We start from the raw sequence: 16361 nt of genomic DNA, 5'->3' as shown, positions 1-16361 counted from the left end.
CAATTGCGCGAAGTCGGTTAAACGCGCGCGATCAGAGCTGAATGCCGCAGGCCTTTTTGACCCGATTGAGGACCTCGGACGCTCTTTTCCGGGCGCGGCTGGCACCGTCAGCCAGGATGGCACTGACGCGCTCGGGATGAGCTTCGAAGTCGGCCCGCCGAGCACGCGCCTCGGCAAAGTACTTTTCGGCTTGCTCGGCCAGTGCCTTTTTCACTTCGCCGTATCCGAAGCCGCCGCGGCGATAGAGCGCGGCCATGTCGGCACGCTCGGCCTCGTTGGCGAACAACGAAAAAAGCTGAAACAGGTGATCGCCGTCGGGCTCCTTCGGCTCTTCCATGGGGCGAGAATCTGTCGTGATGCGCATGATCTTCTTGCGCTGCGCCGCGGCGGGCTCGAAAAGTTCCAGGGTGTTGTTGTAGCTCTTCGACATCTTTTCGCCGTCGGTGCCTGGCACGCGGGCCGAACCGTCCAAGAGCTGCGCCTTCGGCAGTACGAACGTCTCGCCGAACTGATGGTTGAAGCTGCCGGCAATGTCGCGGCAGATTTCGATATGCTGCACCTGATCTTCACCGACCGGTACGATCGTCGAATCGTAGATCAGAATATCGGCCGCCATGAGGACCGGGTACGTGAACAGCCCAACGTCGGCCGTCAGCCCCTTGGCTTTCTTGTCCTTGTAGGCGTGGGCGCGCTCGAGCAATCCCAGCGGTGTGCCGGTCATCAGGATCCAGCACAACTCGGAAACCTCGGGCACGTCTGATTGCAGAAAGAGTGCCGCCCGGTTCGGGTCGAGCCCGAGCGCCAAGAGGTCGATCGCGGCATCCAGCGATAACTGCCGCAGCCGCTCCGGATCGCGCACCGTGGTCAGGGCGTGCAAGTTGGCGATGAAGTAATAAGACTCGCCGGCGTCCTGCAAATCGATGTACTGGCGGATGGCGCCGAAGTAGTTGCCCCAATGAAACCGTCCGGTCGGTTGGATACCGGAGAGGACGCGCGTCTTGGGGGCCGGCTTCGTTTCGGTCGCTTCGTTCGTCATGGGGTTGCTGCTGTCGGGCGGTTGCGGCGCGTGTGAAGGGCGTCCATCCGAAAGGCAAAGGTAACGGCCTAATGCTTGGCGATCGGTTTGGCGACCAGTGTGCCGACGATCTCGGCCGCACTCGTGGCGCCTAATTGTGTGATCGCCGCGGGCAAAGCGTCTAGCACGCGCATGGAAACCGTGGGATCGTAAAAGTTCACGGTGCCGAGCTGCACGGCCGTGGCACCGGTCACCAGGAACTCCATGACGTCATCCATCGTGGCGATGCCGCCGATGCCGATCAGCGGCGTCTTCACTGCTTGGGCAGCCTGGTAGACCGCGCGCAGAGCGATCGGCTTGATAGCCGGTCCGCTGAGACCACCCAAGACATTGCCCAATAAAGGTTTGCGGCGGCGCCAGTCGACCGCCATGCCCTGGCAGGTGTTGATCAGCGAAATCGCGTCCGCGCCGCCGGCTTCGGCGGCGCGGGCGATATCAGCGATGCTGGTGACGTTGGGGGTCAGCTTGGCAATGATCGGACGTTGGCACGCCCGGCGCGAATCGGCCACCAGCCGCTCGCACATCTGGGGATCGGTACCGAAGTCGACTCCGCCCGAGACGTTAGGGCACGAGATGTTCAACTCAATCGCGGCGACACCTTCGGCGCCATCGAGCTGCCGGCACATGGCGACGAACTCGTCGTGATCACGGCCGGCAATGCTGACAACGATCGCGGTGCCAAGCGTGCGCAGGTAAGGCAGATGATGCGCAATGAAGGCATCAATGCCGTCGTTATCGAGGCCGATCGAATTGAGCATGCCGCCGGTGGTTTCGACGGTGCGCCAGGGGGCGTTGCCGGCTCGGGCTTCGCGTGTGATCGTCTTGGGCAGAATGCCTCCCAAGCGATGCAACTCGACGAGGCCGGCCATCTCGCGGGCGTAGCCGAAGGTTCCGGACGCCACCATCACCGGATTCGCCAGACGCAGCCGGCCGAGCTGAACCTGGAGATCAACGGCGGCGGAATTCACGTAAGCCTTGCGGTTGAATCAAGTTGAGGGAGAAACCGCGCGCGCCGTGGAGCGGCGCTTGGCGCGGTGCTGAATCCGCGGAACGACCAGATCGTTGCGCGGTACCGCAATGTAATGATTCGGAGTGTCAGCAGCAACGGCCCGAGAGCGAGAGGCGTGCGTATCTGTTGGTGGGAAGTGACGTTGCGCGGACGAGAGGAGTTCTTCAAGCGCGCGCACCAAGAGCGCACGCCGCCAATTCAGGCGCGCGGTACCAAGTCCGCGCGCCTGACGGCGTGTTACGCGTAAAATCCCGGCCTGCTAGATAATGCCGCCGTGCGTCCGGTAGGGCGACAGGTGGGACGGCTGGTCCAAGAACCAGATTCGTTCCCAATCGTCCAACAAGAGACGCAGGTTTTCCGACGTGAATATGAGCTGTTGCGCCCGGCGATTCGGATCGCCCGAATACGCGGGGGTCAAACAGCCCACCGTCGAGCTGACCAGCAAGCCCAGGGCGAGTGACAAGAAGACTGCGCGCATCACCGAACTCCTCGCATGAACGCGGTTTAGAATTTCCGAAGGGTGTCGGAATTCAGACCGCACAATGCGTAAACCCTCGATCGGCGCAAGCGCAATGCTGGCGCGACCGATGACAAACAATCCATTGTTGTGGGAAAGGTAGTTGTGACGCGTGCGGGCGGTCACATTCGAACTGTCGCATCCGAACTCGGCCTGTGCGTGGGACGCACCTGGGATCGCCGCTTCCGGATCACACTCAGACATGTAGACGAGAATTGCTTCGTGAGGAAGCTTGATTCGCGTGAAACCTTGAGATTTGTCGGGCCTGTTCTTTTAGCCGGCCCAGCTAGTCAGCCTCGGGGGTTGGGTCACCCCGTGGGCTTTGCCTCACCGTAACTGTTCGTGCTTACCGGGTGTTCGGTCAGGTTGGGTTGAGCGGTTGCCTCGTGCAAACGCGCCGCGGCTGCTGCCGCGGCCCGCCGTTCCAGCTCACGAACCCGTTCTTCCATCTCCTTACCGGGCTTGAACGTTACGACGAACTTCTCGGGAACGAACACCTTATCGCCGGTGCGCGGGTTGCGCGCCTTGCGAGCGGCACGTTTCTTGACCTCGAAGACACCGAAGTTCCGTAGCTCGATACGTTTATCTTCCACCAACGTCTCGACGATAGCGTCGAAAGTCTTCTGGACGATCTCCTTCGTCTTGAGCTGCGTCATCCCAATTTCTTCTGAGATGGTCTTGACGATCTCTTTCTTGGTCACGACTCGGTTCTCCTGTCCGCGCCTCGAGGCCGGCAGACCCACAGCACAAGCCCTAACATACAGGCTAGGCACGTCCCAAGTGTAGGTGCCGTAAGAAGTAGTGTCAAGGGCACTCTAGTCCCTTGGGCACACCTTGGCGCCCTAACCATAATAAAAAGGAGGGCCGCAGTTTCCGCCGCCGGGCCAAAAGCCCTGCGGACGCGGTTGGAGAAGGTCGAATTGCCAAAAATCAGGGTTAAACGCCGGGCGGGACACGTGTGGGAATGGCCGAAGCCCTTACCAGGTAAGGGCTAAACCGACGGGTGTCTGGCTCATTCCTTGCACATTTTCGCCCAACTTCACGCCGAGGAACCGAGTAGCGCCGGATCCTCACCGCCGTTATCGACAGCCGAAGCGTTAAACTTCACCCAATCGTGAGAATCGGCGCGAAAACCTAGCCAACGATGCCAGCGGCAACCGCTGGCGCGCAAGCGAGCTCCGGACCAGTTGGAATGCCAGCAAGTGGCCAGCAGACAGATCGCCGCGGTCAGATTACGGACTGACCGGGGCGCGTCCAATGCAATGGTAGGTGAAGCCGGCGGCCTTCATTTGGGCAGGCTCATACAGATTGCGGCCGTCGAAGATCAGCGGCGATTTCATACGCTTGCGCATTTCGTCCAGGTCGGGTCGCAGGAACTGCTTCCACTCCGTCACGATGGCCAGGGCATCCGCGCCGTCCAAGGCGTCGTAAGGATGCTCAGCGTATTGAATTCGGTCGCCATACTCGCGGCGGACATTTTCCATCGCCTCGGGGTCATGCACGTGCAGCTTGGCACCGTCCGCTAGCAAACGATCGATCAGCACCAGAGCCGGGGCCTCGCGGATATCATCCGTGCGAGGCTTGAAGGCCAATCCCCAGACAGCGATCGTTTTGCCCTTCACACCGCCGGGCACGAACTTCGTAACCTTTTGGTGTAGCACGTTCTTTTGACGAGTGTTCACGTCATCAACCGAGGCCAGGATGCGCGGCTCGACGTCGAACTTCTGCGCCATGGACTGTAGGGCGCGGACGTCCTTCGGGAAGCAACTACCGCCGTATCCGACGCCCGGGAAGAGGAAGGCGAACCCGATGCGGCTGTCATGGCCGATACCGCGACGGACGTCGTTGATATCTGCTTCCATGTGCTCGCAAAGGTTTGCGATCTCGTTGATGAAGCTGATCTTCGTCGACAGCAAGGCGTTGGCGACGTACTTGGTCATTTCGGCGCTCTCCGGCGACATGACCAGGAACGGATGATCGGTCCGCAGGAACGGCGAATAGAGCTCTTTCAGCACGGCGGCCGTCTCGGCTTCGCGAACGCCGACCACGACCCGGTCCGGCTTCGTAAAGTCGTCGAGCGCGGCCCCTTCCTTGAGGAACTCGGGGTTGCTGGCGACCAGGCAATCGCGCCCCGTGGCCTTCTTCAATCGCGAGAAGATACCGGCATTGGTGCCAACCGGAACGGTGCTCTTCGTGACGACCACCGTCTTTTCGGGCAGGTGGGGCGCCATCGCTTCGACCACGGCCCACAGGTTCGTCAGATCGGCCGAGCCATCAGCGGCCGACGGAGTGCCGACGGCCAGAAAAACGAGCTTCGCGCTCTTCACGGCCGAGGCCAGATCGGTGGTGAAGTGCAGGCGGTCGTCGGCGATGTTGTGCTCGACGAGCTCGGAAAGGCCCGGCTCGTAAATGGGGATCTCGCCGCGACGCAGACGCTCGATCTTCTGTTGATCGATATCGACGCAGGTGACGTCATTTCCGCTATCAGCGAAGCATGTGCCGGTCACCAGGCCGACATAACCCGTTCCGATCATCGTAATCTTCATGACGAATCCTTGTTCAATTCGTTTTTATGCGTTCAGCGGCTGTTGCCACTCTTGGGGGCGGGGCTGCCCGCTGCGGTCTGCGCAAAAGGATATTTGACTGCCAAATGTAGCTTATGGTAGCGGATCATCCCGTATTTTGCGGCAACCTGGCGCGGCGCCCGGTGGCAAATATTAGAGAACGATTTCGCGAGCGAACGACCGGTTTTCCAGGTACCACTGGATCGACTGGCGTAAACCTTCGTCGAGCGACACCTGGGGCTGCCAGCCCAGCAGATTCCGAGCCTTTGTGACGTCGGCCCAGGTGGCCGGCACATCGGCCGCGTGCGCCGGCAGGAACCGAATATCCGGCTTCTTCCCTGCAAGTTGAGCGATCTTTTCCAGCACGTCCATGAGCTCGACCGGTCGGTCGCTGCCGAGGTTGATGACCTCGTACCCGATGGGTTTGAGCCCCAGAATGGTGCCGCGGGCGATATCGTCAACGAAAGTGAAATCGCGTCGTTGCGACCCGTCGCCAAAGATGGTGATCGTTTCGTCTTCGATCAACTGCCGGACAAAGCGGAATACGCTCATATCCGGTCGGCCCGCCGGTCCGTAGACCGTGAAATATCGGACGACCGTGGTATCGATGTTGTGCAGCCGATGGTAGGCAAACGCCATCGCCTCGGCCCCTTTTTTCGAGGCGGCATACGGCGACAGTGGCCGGCTCGAGTGCATGTCCTCGCGAAATACGGTCTCGGTCGTGTCGCCGTACAGGCTCGAGGTCGAGGCGAGGACAAACTTCGAGATGCCCAACGTGCGGCACGCTTCCAAGACGTTCAAGGTGCCAGTGACGTTGGTTTCGACATAGACGTGCGGCATCTCGACCGACTGCCGTACGCCGGCCCGCGCCGCCAGATGCAGCACGGCCGCGATGGGACGATCGCCGTCGGCCGCCGTGGCGGCGAAGAAATCGGACACTTGCTGGTGATGCGCGACATCGAGTTCCGTGAAACGAAACCGGCTTTCGGCCTGGAGCTTCGCCAGCCGCCACTGTTTCAGTCGTGGGTCATAAGCGTCGTTCAGATTGTCGACGCCGACAACCTCGTGCCCGGCGTCGAGCAGTAAACGCGCAACGCGGGACGCGATGAATCCCGCGGCGCCAGTTACGACATATCGTTGGGACATAAGGGCGCGCGATCCTCGAAGGCGTGGCGAAGGCGATTGATAGTCCGACGACGATTTTTCAAAAGTGGTTTAGTGAACGCGTTCCCGCGCCGGTTTTGCCTGGTCGCGAAATGAAACGAGGAAATCCCGGTAGGCTTCGAAGCGTTCACGGGGCGTGGGAAAGCGTTTCAATACTCGCTTGCCGCCCGCGATCTGCTGCTTCCATAGTCTCTCATCTCCCAGCAGACGCACCAGGGTGTCAGCCGCCGAGACGGCATTTTGCGGCTCGAAATACAAGGCCGCGTCATCGCAAACGTCCCGGGCGAAATCGAGGTCTGTGGTCACGATCGGCACGCCCATCGCCATGGCCTCGGGATAATTGGCGCTGAATGTTTCGAGCAGCGTCGGCAAGAAACAGATGTCCGACGCCCGATACATGTCAGGGCCCCGAGCCACCGGGATCGGGCCGGCGTTTTCGATCCGATCGCTGACGCCCAGACGCTCGGCCTTGCTGACCAGCGCCTTGCAGATCCGATCCCCTGGGGACAGGGTGACGACGAACTTGAACGGTCGATTCGGCATGCGCTTTTCCAACTCGCGCGCCACGTCAGGCAGAATATCGAAGTTCTTGTGCTTGTAAGGGGCTGAAAAAAATAGCAATTGAATTGGTTGGTCAGGCGCAGGAAATGGCTTCTCGCCTTGCTGCTGGTGGTAGCGCTCGCCGCACGTATTGGAAATCACTGTGATGCGATCAGCCGGCAATTTCAGGCGATTGCGCAGGCCGCGTGCGCCGGTTTCGGTCTGGGCGATCCAGGCATCCGCCTGGCTGAACCAGTAGCGCTTGTACGCCGTGCGCACAATGCATTCGGCCCAGTCGCGCACCGAGTTCAAGCTGCGAAATGCCGCCCAACTGGCATGGGTCACCCAGGGGGCAGAGCAGCCGACGATATGGAACGAGCGAAAGTGTACGTACGCCGGACCGGAAAACGTCAGTACGCAATCCGGATTCTCTTTCGCCTCGATCGCCAGCAATTCGCGGCGCGCGGCTCGGTTCGACGCGGGCACACCTTCGAGCACGGTCATCGTCTCGGGCCGCTGGATGCCAAACTGCTCGAGCTGGAACAAGCCATCGGGCGAAACGACATATCGCCAGTCGATACCGCTATCGTCGCGCAGCGCTTCGGTGATGAAGGCGCTCGAGGTTTGCAGCGTCCCTCCGGTTCGACAACTGGTTGTATTTACGAGAATTCGCACGGTCGTGTCTTCTTGCCGCCGGTCGGCGCGCTTCGTGGTGCTTCGGACTTGGGTGTCAGCCGCGCTTCAGGTTGCGTACGTAACGATCCCTCAGCATTTGGTACAAGCGGGGATGAACGATGAAGTATTGCTTGCCATCCTCCAGCCCCTGGCTGCGCCGTTCGAGATCGCTATTCAACGCTGCGACCACGGTATCGACCAGGGCGACGGCCATCAGCTTCTCGAATTTCTCGCGATATTCGTAGACCGTCGCGGCCTGGCTATTATCGACCGAGAAAATTCCCAGGATATCGCCGGTGTCGATCCCCTTGGCCATGAAATGGACGGTAAAGCCGATGTCGTCCTGATGGTTCTCGATCAGCGGCCATTCGACCACGTCCATGCCGCGGTATTGCGGCAACTTTCCCATGTGGCAGTTCACCACGCCAGCGCCAGCCCGGGCGAGCGTTTCGGGGCCAACGATTCCTCCGCCGGCGAAGACGACCAGATCAGGCCGATATTGGTCGAGCGTCTGATGGACCACCAGATCGTTCAGGCTGGCGCAATAAACGGCGGGAATGCCGTTTTTCGCGGCTAGCGCATCGACCGTGGTTTCGGTGACTTTCAGTCGGGCCAGAAGGTCGGGCAGCGTTTCGTATTCTTTGGGGCTGTAAGCATGTTTGCGCAGGACAAGCTTCCGCCAGGCCTTTTTTAGCAGGCGCACCCCGTCGCGGCGAAATTCAGTTACCAACCGCATCGGATTCAGCAGCTTGCGCACCAGGATCGCGTCGATCTTGACGCCGGCGTCGAGCAGTTGCTGCGTCACGGCTAGCGTGTACAGGCCGTACCGGTTGGGGCAAAAAATGACGACGTGCTTGCCCGGCTTGGATAGCTGACGCGGCGCCGCCGAATGCTCGGCATTGCATTCCGGGCGATTCAGGCAGATCGAGGTGTGATAGGCATCGCTCGAGATCTCGGCAAAGCCATGTTCGGTCGCCACGCGGGCCGAGAGCGATAACAGCGCCGTCGCTGGCACCTGCTGCTGACCGAGCATTTTCATCGCAGCCGAGGCCGACAGCGCCCACGGTTGCTCGAGTAGTTTGATAGCCACGTTCACGTAACGACCGTCCTGGCTTTTCTGGAAGTATTCCAGAAAGAACAAGACCAGCAGAAAGAGCTTTTGCTGAGTCTGCTCAGCCGAAAGACCGCCTTCGGCCAGCCGCTCTCGGATCGTGGTCTTGCGCACTTCGCAGACGGTCAACAACGTTTGGGCCCAGGCGGCGATTTCGTGCTTAACTTCGCCACGACGCAGGGCGGATCGCAACTCGGACAACAGCGGCAGCGTGAGCGATTTCAGCGCCGGCTTCACGCGCCTGTACTCATCGCCACTCGTGCGCGGGGCTGGCGGTGCAGGAAAATCGGCCTGGGCGAGCTGTCGCGCCGCGGCGCTCAGATCGGGAAGCGGATCGATCCCGGTCCATTTATCCCAGGCGGTGCGCAGCGAGCGGATCTCCTGGTCCATCATGGCGTCACCGTTCCGTCAGGCACGAGCGCACAGCGAAACGTGCGGCCGTCCAAACCCACGAGTGCTTCGGCGAACATCCAGAAATCCTGGCTGCTTTGAGGACCATCGGCGAATCCGAAGACGCCGAACTTCAACCATCGCTTGGACCAGCGGTCCTTGCGCGATTTGTATACCGGCTTCCAATCCAACGCGTCACGCGAGGCGAAGATGTGGGCACAATCGTCGAGCACGCCCACGCCGATCTCATTCGACGAAGCGGTCACATACCATCCGTCGGTCGTCTGCTTGACGTACCAAATCGGCCCCGGGAAGGGCTGCAGCTTTTCCAGAGTCTTCGTCTTGCGGTCGAAACGGCAGCAATGCGAGGTTTCCAGTTGCGAATCCATGCCCCACACCACGGCATCCGGCAAGAAGATCGGAGCACACGTCCGCCAGCACTGGCTGCCGTCGCCGTATTTTTCAACCGATTTGAAATCCTTGTCGGCCGACATGACGACGTTTTCGTTCTCGAAATCCCCCGTGCAGACCCAGACTCGCTCTTCGTAAGGGTCCCAAAAGCAGCCATGGATGTGCTTGATCGATCCGGCCGGGAATTCGTAAATCATTTCCCAGGATCGACCGTCGTCGCGGCTGCGATAGAGGGGCACCGACTGCCGATCCTTATTGGCGCCGTACTCGCCGAAATACAGGTCGCCGTCGGGCGTTTCACAGATCGATTGGTGCAGCGTAACCCGGCAGCGCTTTAATCGTAGCGTTTCGGTCATGTCGCCCGACGGGTATTCGATCCGATAGACATGTCCGTGGCGGATGGCCACCAGCGCCACTAGCCTGCCATCTTGGAAACGCGGCACGACGTTGCATTTATCCAGCCGCGCGCCACGGCGCAACAGCCGGAACGGCAGCAGTGGGCGTTCCCAAGAACTGACCGGCAAGGTAAAGGTTTGGGTCTGTCCCTGGTGACGTACGCGGATGTGCTGCGCGAATGTCGTGACGATCACGTCTTTTGAGGCGTAGTGCGCGATCTCGGCCCCGGGAAATTGCTCCAGACGTAGTTCCATTAGAGACGCGCGCAACCTTGGTCCATCGAGACGTGCCGATTCGCCGCGCCAGGGCCAGGCGGGCGAATTCAGGGGTCCATCTAGAATACTACGACCCGGCTGGGCTTTCCATCCTCAGCCCTGTCCGGCAGTGGCGAGTTAGAATTCCGTGAAGCGGTCTAAGCGTGGCTCGATGGGCTGCCTGCTGGCCGTCGCTTGACCCGTTGTCGACCTAAGATTCTGATAGTCTAGACACGTTGAATTCATTTTCTTGCCGCACTTCCCGTGCGCGAACGAATTCCCCAGGCAAGGCATCGGAGGCGGTCGTTTGTGCGGCATTTTTGGGGTCTGGTGTCCTGACGGTCGTCCGGTCGACGAGTTGGCCGTGCAGCGTTCTCGCGACACACTCATGAACCGCGGTCCGGATGACGCCGGCACGTGGATCAAGAACAACGTCGCCCTCGCCCAGCGGCGCTTGGCCATTATCGACTTATCGCCCAACGGCCGCATGCCGATGACGGGCGAAGCCGAGGACGTGTGGGTCACCTACAACGGCGAGATCTACAACTTCCAGGAACTGCGCGCCGAGCTGATCGCGGCCGGCCATAAGTTTCGCAGCGAGACCGACAGCGAAGTGATCGTCCACGCGTACGAAGAATGGCAGGAAGCCTGCTTCGCGCGCTTCGACGGAATGTTTGCCATCGCGGTGTGGGACGTGCGGCGCCAGCGCATGGTGCTGGCGCGCGATCCGCACGGCAAAAAGCCGCTGTTTTATTACCATCGTCCCGGCAAGTTGCTCGTCTTTGGATCGACGCTGCGTTGCGTGTCGGCGTGGCCCGACGTGCCGCGCGAGATCGACGAATCGTCGATCTATGAATACATCAAGATCGGCTACCTGCACGCGCCTCGCAGCCTAATGGCGAACACGTACAAGGTGCGGCCAGGGCATTACCTCGTCGTAGGGCGCGAGGGGATCGAGCAGGATGTTGCCTTTTGGGACCTCGCCGAAATCGCTTGCCGGCCGGCGCCGAAATTTCGCAGTGAAGAGGACTTACTCGATCAGCTTGACGCCGCGCTACGCTTGGCAGTGCGCAAGCGGCTGGTCTCGGACGTGCCACTGGGTGCGTTTTTATCGGGCGGGATCGATTCCAGCCTGGTCGTGGCGCTAATGCGCGAGGTGGCCAGCGACCGGGTGCGGACCTTCACGATTGGTTTCACCAGCTCGGAATTCGACGAAAGCAAATTCGCCCAGCGGGTGGCACAACATCTGGGCGTGGAGAATACGGTCGAGCACATGTCGGCCAGCGACCTGTTGGCCTTCGTGCCGGATGTTATCCGCCATTATGACGAGCCGATCGTCGACTTTTCGCTGCTGCCGACCATGGCCATTTCGCGCTTGGCACGACGCGACGTCACGGTGGTCTTGAGCGGGGACGGCGGCGACGAATTATTCGGCGGTTACGAGCGCTACCTGGCGACGCACTTTTTCGAACATTACGCCCGCTTCGCCGGGCACGGCATGCGGCGGGCGATATCAGGCATGCATCGGTGGCTGCCGCGCGAGCGAATGCGGCGGTTCGCTCGTCTCTCGGCCGCGCCCGATGCAGCGACATTCTTCGGCTCGTTCGCGAACCTGGGGCGGTATGCCGGCCTGGGGACGCTCATCCCCGAAGACAAAATCGGCGAGGCACCTGAGGAAGCCGTGGCGCGCTTCATCCGCGGTTTGCCCGGCGTACCGGCCACAGCGGGAGCGATGGTCTACGACGCCACGCATCCGATGATCGATGGCATCTTGGTCAAAGTGGATCGGGCCACGATGGGATTCTCGCTCGAAGCACGCGCTCCGCTATTAGACAAGCATCTGTGGGAAATGGCCGTTGGGCTGCCACTGTCGATGAAGGTGCGCGGCGGCCAGAAGAAGTATTTGCTGCGGAAGCTGCTCTATCGCTATTTGCCCGCGAATCTGGTCGATCGTCCGAAGATGGGTTTCACGCCCCCCTTACGTGACTGGTTTCGCAACGAGCTGCGTGAGCAACTTTGTGACACGCTCAACGAGGAAACGGTGCGCCGACGCGGCTACTTCAAGCCGGCCGGCGTGCAGCGCCTGTTGAACGAACATCTCAACGGCCAGGCGGATCACGTTTATTCGCTGTGGGCCCTCTTCATGCTCGAACTGTGGATGCGCGAATTTATCGACGCACCAGTTGCCGTCGGCTGAGATGGCAGTCACGGAACCGAAGATCGGATTTCAGCTTACGAACATGTAACGCCGCGTGATAGCATCCGTATCAATGCAAAGTATAATTCTTGATTATTTGATTAGATTTGGTTGCTGGATAACGTTGAAATTGTCCTCGGGGGGGCCGGTCCATGAGTGAGGTTGATTCGCTGGAGAGCGTGCTTGCAAAAGCCCCTGTTTCGCGCAAGGATGGCGTGTTGGTGTACGTGCCGGACGACGAGGATTATTGCGACAATTTCGGCCAGCAGTGGAACCAGTTTCGCGAAATGCAGATTGATTCGGTCTCCGGCGATACCGAATCAAACGATCGCTTCTATGCCGAGACCGGTTGGAAAAAAAGCGACCTGAAGGGAAAGGTCTTACTCGACGCGGGCTGCGGCGCCGGACGATTCACCGAGATCGCCCTCGAAGCGGGCGCCCGTGTGGTGGCGATCGACATCTCGGAGGCGATCTACGCCTGCAAGAAGACGATCTCGCGATTTCCGCCCGAGAACTATTTGCTGCTCAAGGCGAGTCTACTCGATCTCCCTTTCAAGCCGGGCGTCTTCGACGGCATCTATTCGCTGGGAGTCCTTCAGCATACGCCCGATCCGCTGGGCGGCATCCGGCACTTATCGCAGTTTCTCAAACCGGGCGGTTCGCTGGCGACCTGGATCTACGAGGACGGTGGCTTGTACGGACTATTCAAGCCGGTCATTCCACGCGTAATTATCCGGCAGTTGGGCGTGCCGCGGTTGTCGAACAAAAGCAAGCTGCTGATGTCGCGCATGCTTACGACATTGTTCTTTCCCATCGGCTGGATCCTTTCCTGGATGGGACGCTTCGGCGAGCGCTTGAGCGTCTTCCTGCCCTACGCGACGCGCCATGTTCGCGGGCGAGGTAACCTGCGACGCCAATGGGAATACAGCGTCATGGATACATTCGATTGGTACGGGCCGATGTACGACCAGTGGCAGCGCGAACCGGACGTTCGCCGCGCCATGACCGAGTCGGGGCTGGTCGACATTCGTCGTACGCCCGCACGCGGAATGGCGATCGTTGCCCGCCGGCCGCAAGCGGCGGAGAAGCTCGATCCCGTCGGCTCGACGTAGCGCTCAAACGCGAAACTGAGCGCGATCGCGCCGGCTGTTCGTTTGCATCGAGCTATGGCAATGCGCGCGAAGAGGTGCGCGGTTTAGAAGCTTCCCGTTCGTTTAGAACTGGAAGTAGATGAACGGCGCGTTCTGCGATGGCCACGCGATGAAGAACAGCAGCCCCAGCAGCACGTAGGCCGCGGTGAGAGCGGGGCTGGGCAGCCGGTCGAGCAATTCTGACCAGCGGATGGCGAAATAGCTCGACGTGTGCAACACGACGAAAACCAAGAACGCCAATAGCGCGATAACGGGCGTGCCAAGCCCGAGTCCCAGGCTGGTCAGATTCATTTGCCCATCAAAGAGCACAAACGCCCGCATCGCATACAGCAAATCGTGCAAGTTGGTGACGCGAAAGATCAGCCAGCCCAACAGCACGAAGTACATGGTCACGACCCAGCATACGACCTTCATGCCGGGGCGTTCGAATAGCGCGGTGAGCTTGGCGCTCGTTGCCTTGTATTCGTTAAAGAACCGATTGATGCACAACAGCAGCCCCTGATAGGTGCCCCACATGACAAAGTTCCAACTGGCCCCGTGCCACAATCCGCCAAGCACCATTGTCGTGAGCAGATTGAAATAGATTCGCGGCAAGCTGGCCCGACCGCCCCCGAGCGGGATGTAAAGATAGTCGCGCAGCCAGCTCGACAGGCTGATGTGCCAGCGGCGCCAGAATTCGATGATCGACGTGCTGAAGTACGGGAAATTGAAGTTCAGCGGCAACTCGACGCCGACCATGCGACTGACGCCGCGGGCCACATCGGTATAGCCGGAGAAGTCGCAATAAATCTGCACGGCAAACAGCGCCGTGCCGATCCAGATGAGCAAGCTCGGTTGCCCCGCGGGGTGCCCCAGGATCACTTCGACCAGAGGTGCGATCGAATCGGCGATCAGCACCTTCTTGACCATCCCGACGGCCGTTAGGTGAAAACCGCTCAACAGTCGCTCGGGGGACAGTTTCCACGGCTCATGCAACGTGGGCAGCAATTGTTCGGGCCGGATAATCGGGCCGGCCACCAGGTGCGGAAAGTACGAGACGAAGAGCGCCATGCGCAGAAACGATCGCTCGGGCACGATGTCACCACGATAGGCGTCGATGCCGTAGCTCATCGTGACGAAGGTGTAGAAGCTGATGCCCACGGGCAAAGCGACATCCAGGGCTGGCGGGGTCCAGTTGAAACCCAGGATATGGCCCAGTCCGACTAGGTTGTCGCTGAAGAAGTTGAAGTATTTGAAGAAGCCCAGAATGACCAGGTTCGCGATCATGCTGGTCGCGAGGAAGGCATTGCGGCGTCCGTTTTCCGAGAGCCTGAAGTACAGGCTATAAACCATCGGTCCGATTACAGCGAAAGCCGCGATCACGGCGATCGCCTGCGGGGCGTGGGCCCAGCCGGGTTGGAAAAACTCGGCCACGGTGAGCTGCGTCTGTCCGCCTTGCACCGCCGGCCAATTCAGGCCCAGTGTTAAATACGCTCCGACGATGAGCAAGACGCTCAGACGGATTCGCTCACGCCAGCTCAGTTGAACGCCATAAATGCCCAATGCCGCCGAGAAGTCGATCATCGACGTCAACAGCAGCAGGATCAGAAAACGCACGTCCCACCAGGCATAGAAGACATAGCTCGCCACGAGCAGCATCCAGTGCTGCGCGCGGGCCTGGCGCAAGATGACGATGCCAGCCAGCACGACCAGCATCAGGATCAGGAATTCGTAGGTCTGAAAGAGCATGCCTGGGGGCGGCCTATTTCTTCGAAGTTGTGGCTAACGGCTCGAGGGCGTGGCCGACAAACCGGCTGTAGACCTCGCGCCCCTCGGCGTTGGGATGGAGCGCGTCGGCGAATTCGTTGGCCGACAATACGTCCAAGGCATCGACCACCAGTCCTGATCGTTCGCTGGCCAGGCGTGCCGTGAGAGCACGTAGGTCGGTGACCGGCTGCAGCATGTCGTCCCCAAACGCGGGATGCATGGGGAGAATGATCAGAATTGGTATGGCGCCGGCTTCGTGAATCTCGGTGGCCATCTTTTCGATTAATGTGGCGCCCGTGCGTTCCTCCTTGAGCAATTCACGCATATCGTGCAGCGTGGACTCCAGGTGCCGTTCGAGACGGTTGTCGCGCACGTTGAAGGCCATCTCGTAGGGATCGGTCCAGTTGTCCGGCGCCACGCGACGCAAGCCACGGCGGAACCGCAGCCGCACCTCTTGATTGATCATGTTCAAAAGAGCGGTGCGAAAGTGCATGTCCTGGGCGAGCGGCGTCGAGCGGAGTGCCTCGTATGCCTCGACGCTGATGCCGGGGAAATCGGCGCGAGTCCAGTCCATGGGCCAGGCAGTAACGAAGCCCCCCTTGGCATAGGCAAACGCCTTATCCAGGTCCATGTCATCAGTCCGGCCCAGGTCTTCGGGACGCAGGCCGATGGCAACGGCCGCCGGGCGCGCCGCGAGCACCTTTGGAAGTTGCACGCGCATTTCGTTGATCGAGCAGCCACTGATGGCAAGATTCTGGGCGTGCCAGCCGGCCGGCGCACTTTCGGCCAGCAAGCGCGTATCAATCCCTTCACGCGTGATCGAATTGCCGAGCAAGGCCACGGTCGGGGCCGGGCTCAGTGGTTCGTCCAGATGCTGGCCAAGTTGCACGATCCGCTCGACGCTGCCCACCCCGATGATCGGCAACAGGACTTTCTCGAGCAGCACGAATCCCAGTAGTGCCCCCAGCGCAGGCAACAAGATCATGCGAGCAATCGGGCGCAAAACCGACGGCGACGGCTCGGAAGAAGCCGCGGTCTTTGCAGGAGGCTCTTCGATGGTGGTCATGCGGAAGGAGTTCTTGCGAGCGTAACGGATGGGCGTCCGCGGTAGGTGAGGGAACCACGATGGCCGGCAGCGAACGGGCTTGCTGCCGCGCAATC

The 16361-nt window shown here is 60.4% G+C and carries 13 protein-coding genes; 2 read left to right on the top strand and 11 right to left on the bottom strand.

The features are described 5' to 3' along the window. Positions 1 to 31: 31 nt before the first annotated feature. The 9 genes from trpS to VGN12_03790 form a co-directional block, all read right to left on the bottom strand. The gene (trpS, locus tag VGN12_03830) at positions 32 to 1036 is read right to left on the bottom strand and encodes a tryptophan--tRNA ligase (protein ID HEY4308562.1); all 1005 of its coding nucleotides are present in this window, start codon (positions 1034 to 1036) and stop codon (positions 32 to 34) included. A gap of 68 nt (positions 1037 to 1104) precedes the next feature. Beyond that, positions 1105 to 2043 carry a dihydroorotate dehydrogenase gene (locus VGN12_03825; protein ID HEY4308561.1) on the bottom strand — a complete coding sequence of 313 codons (939 nt, stop codon included), beginning with the start codon at positions 2041 to 2043 and terminating at the stop codon, positions 1105 to 1107. 300 nt (positions 2044 to 2343) lie between these two features. Continuing rightward, positions 2344 to 2562, bottom strand: coding sequence for a hypothetical protein (locus VGN12_03820; protein HEY4308560.1), 219 nt, complete (start codon positions 2560 to 2562; stop codon positions 2344 to 2346). 347 nt (positions 2563 to 2909) lie between these two features. Further along, entirely contained in the window at positions 2910 to 3302 is a 393-nt protein-coding gene (locus VGN12_03815; protein HEY4308559.1) for an HU family DNA-binding protein, read from the bottom strand. A 531-nt stretch (positions 3303 to 3833) separates the two neighbouring features. After that, a complete protein-coding gene (locus VGN12_03810) occupies positions 3834 to 5147 on the bottom strand; it encodes a UDP-glucose/GDP-mannose dehydrogenase family protein (GenBank protein HEY4308558.1) in 1314 nt (437 codons plus the stop codon). A 171-nt stretch (positions 5148 to 5318) separates the two neighbouring features. Further along, positions 5319 to 6311 (bottom strand): SDR family NAD(P)-dependent oxidoreductase, encoded by a 993-nt coding sequence (locus VGN12_03805; GenBank protein HEY4308557.1) that lies wholly within the window; start codon positions 6309 to 6311, stop codon positions 5319 to 5321. 69 nt (positions 6312 to 6380) lie between these two features. Continuing rightward, positions 6381 to 7544 (bottom strand): glycosyltransferase family 4 protein, encoded by a 1164-nt coding sequence (locus VGN12_03800; GenBank protein HEY4308556.1) that lies wholly within the window; start codon positions 7542 to 7544, stop codon positions 6381 to 6383. Positions 7545 to 7599: 55 nt separating this feature from the next. After that, positions 7600 to 9048: a formyltransferase family protein gene (locus VGN12_03795; GenBank protein HEY4308555.1), complete on the bottom strand. Its 1449-nt coding sequence runs from the start codon at positions 9046 to 9048 to the stop codon at positions 7600 to 7602. Further along, the gene (locus VGN12_03790; protein ID HEY4308554.1) at positions 9045 to 10106 is read right to left on the bottom strand and encodes a hypothetical protein; all 1062 of its coding nucleotides are present in this window, start codon (positions 10104 to 10106) and stop codon (positions 9045 to 9047) included. The genes VGN12_03795 and VGN12_03790 overlap by 4 nt, the downstream gene beginning before the upstream one ends. 250 nt (positions 10107 to 10356) lie before the next feature. Between VGN12_03790 and asnB the strand changes: the two genes are divergently transcribed. Continuing rightward, a complete protein-coding gene (gene asnB / locus VGN12_03785) occupies positions 10357 to 12303 on the top strand; it encodes an asparagine synthase (glutamine-hydrolyzing) (protein HEY4308553.1) in 1947 nt (648 codons plus the stop codon). Between the two features lie 152 nt (positions 12304 to 12455). After that, the gene (locus VGN12_03780) at positions 12456 to 13415 is read left to right on the top strand and encodes a class I SAM-dependent methyltransferase (GenBank protein HEY4308552.1); all 960 of its coding nucleotides are present in this window, start codon (positions 12456 to 12458) and stop codon (positions 13413 to 13415) included. 102 nt (positions 13416 to 13517) lie between these two features. Here the strand turns inward: VGN12_03780 and VGN12_03775 are convergent, their stop codons facing one another. Then, positions 13518 to 15182, bottom strand: a complete 1665-nt coding sequence (locus VGN12_03775) for an MBOAT family O-acyltransferase (GenBank protein ID HEY4308551.1) — start codon at positions 15180 to 15182, stop codon at positions 13518 to 13520. A 13-nt stretch (positions 15183 to 15195) separates the two neighbouring features. Then, positions 15196 to 16266 (bottom strand): SGNH/GDSL hydrolase family protein, encoded by a 1071-nt coding sequence (locus VGN12_03770; GenBank protein ID HEY4308550.1) that lies wholly within the window; start codon positions 16264 to 16266, stop codon positions 15196 to 15198. Positions 16267 to 16361: the final 95 nt, after the last annotated feature.

The organism is Pirellulales bacterium (assembly GCA_036499395.1).
GTDB lineage: Bacteria > Planctomycetota > Planctomycetia > Pirellulales > JACPPG01 > JACPPG01.
Note: the sequence above shows the minus strand (reverse complement) of the source record. Positions and strands in the feature narration are given on the sequence as shown.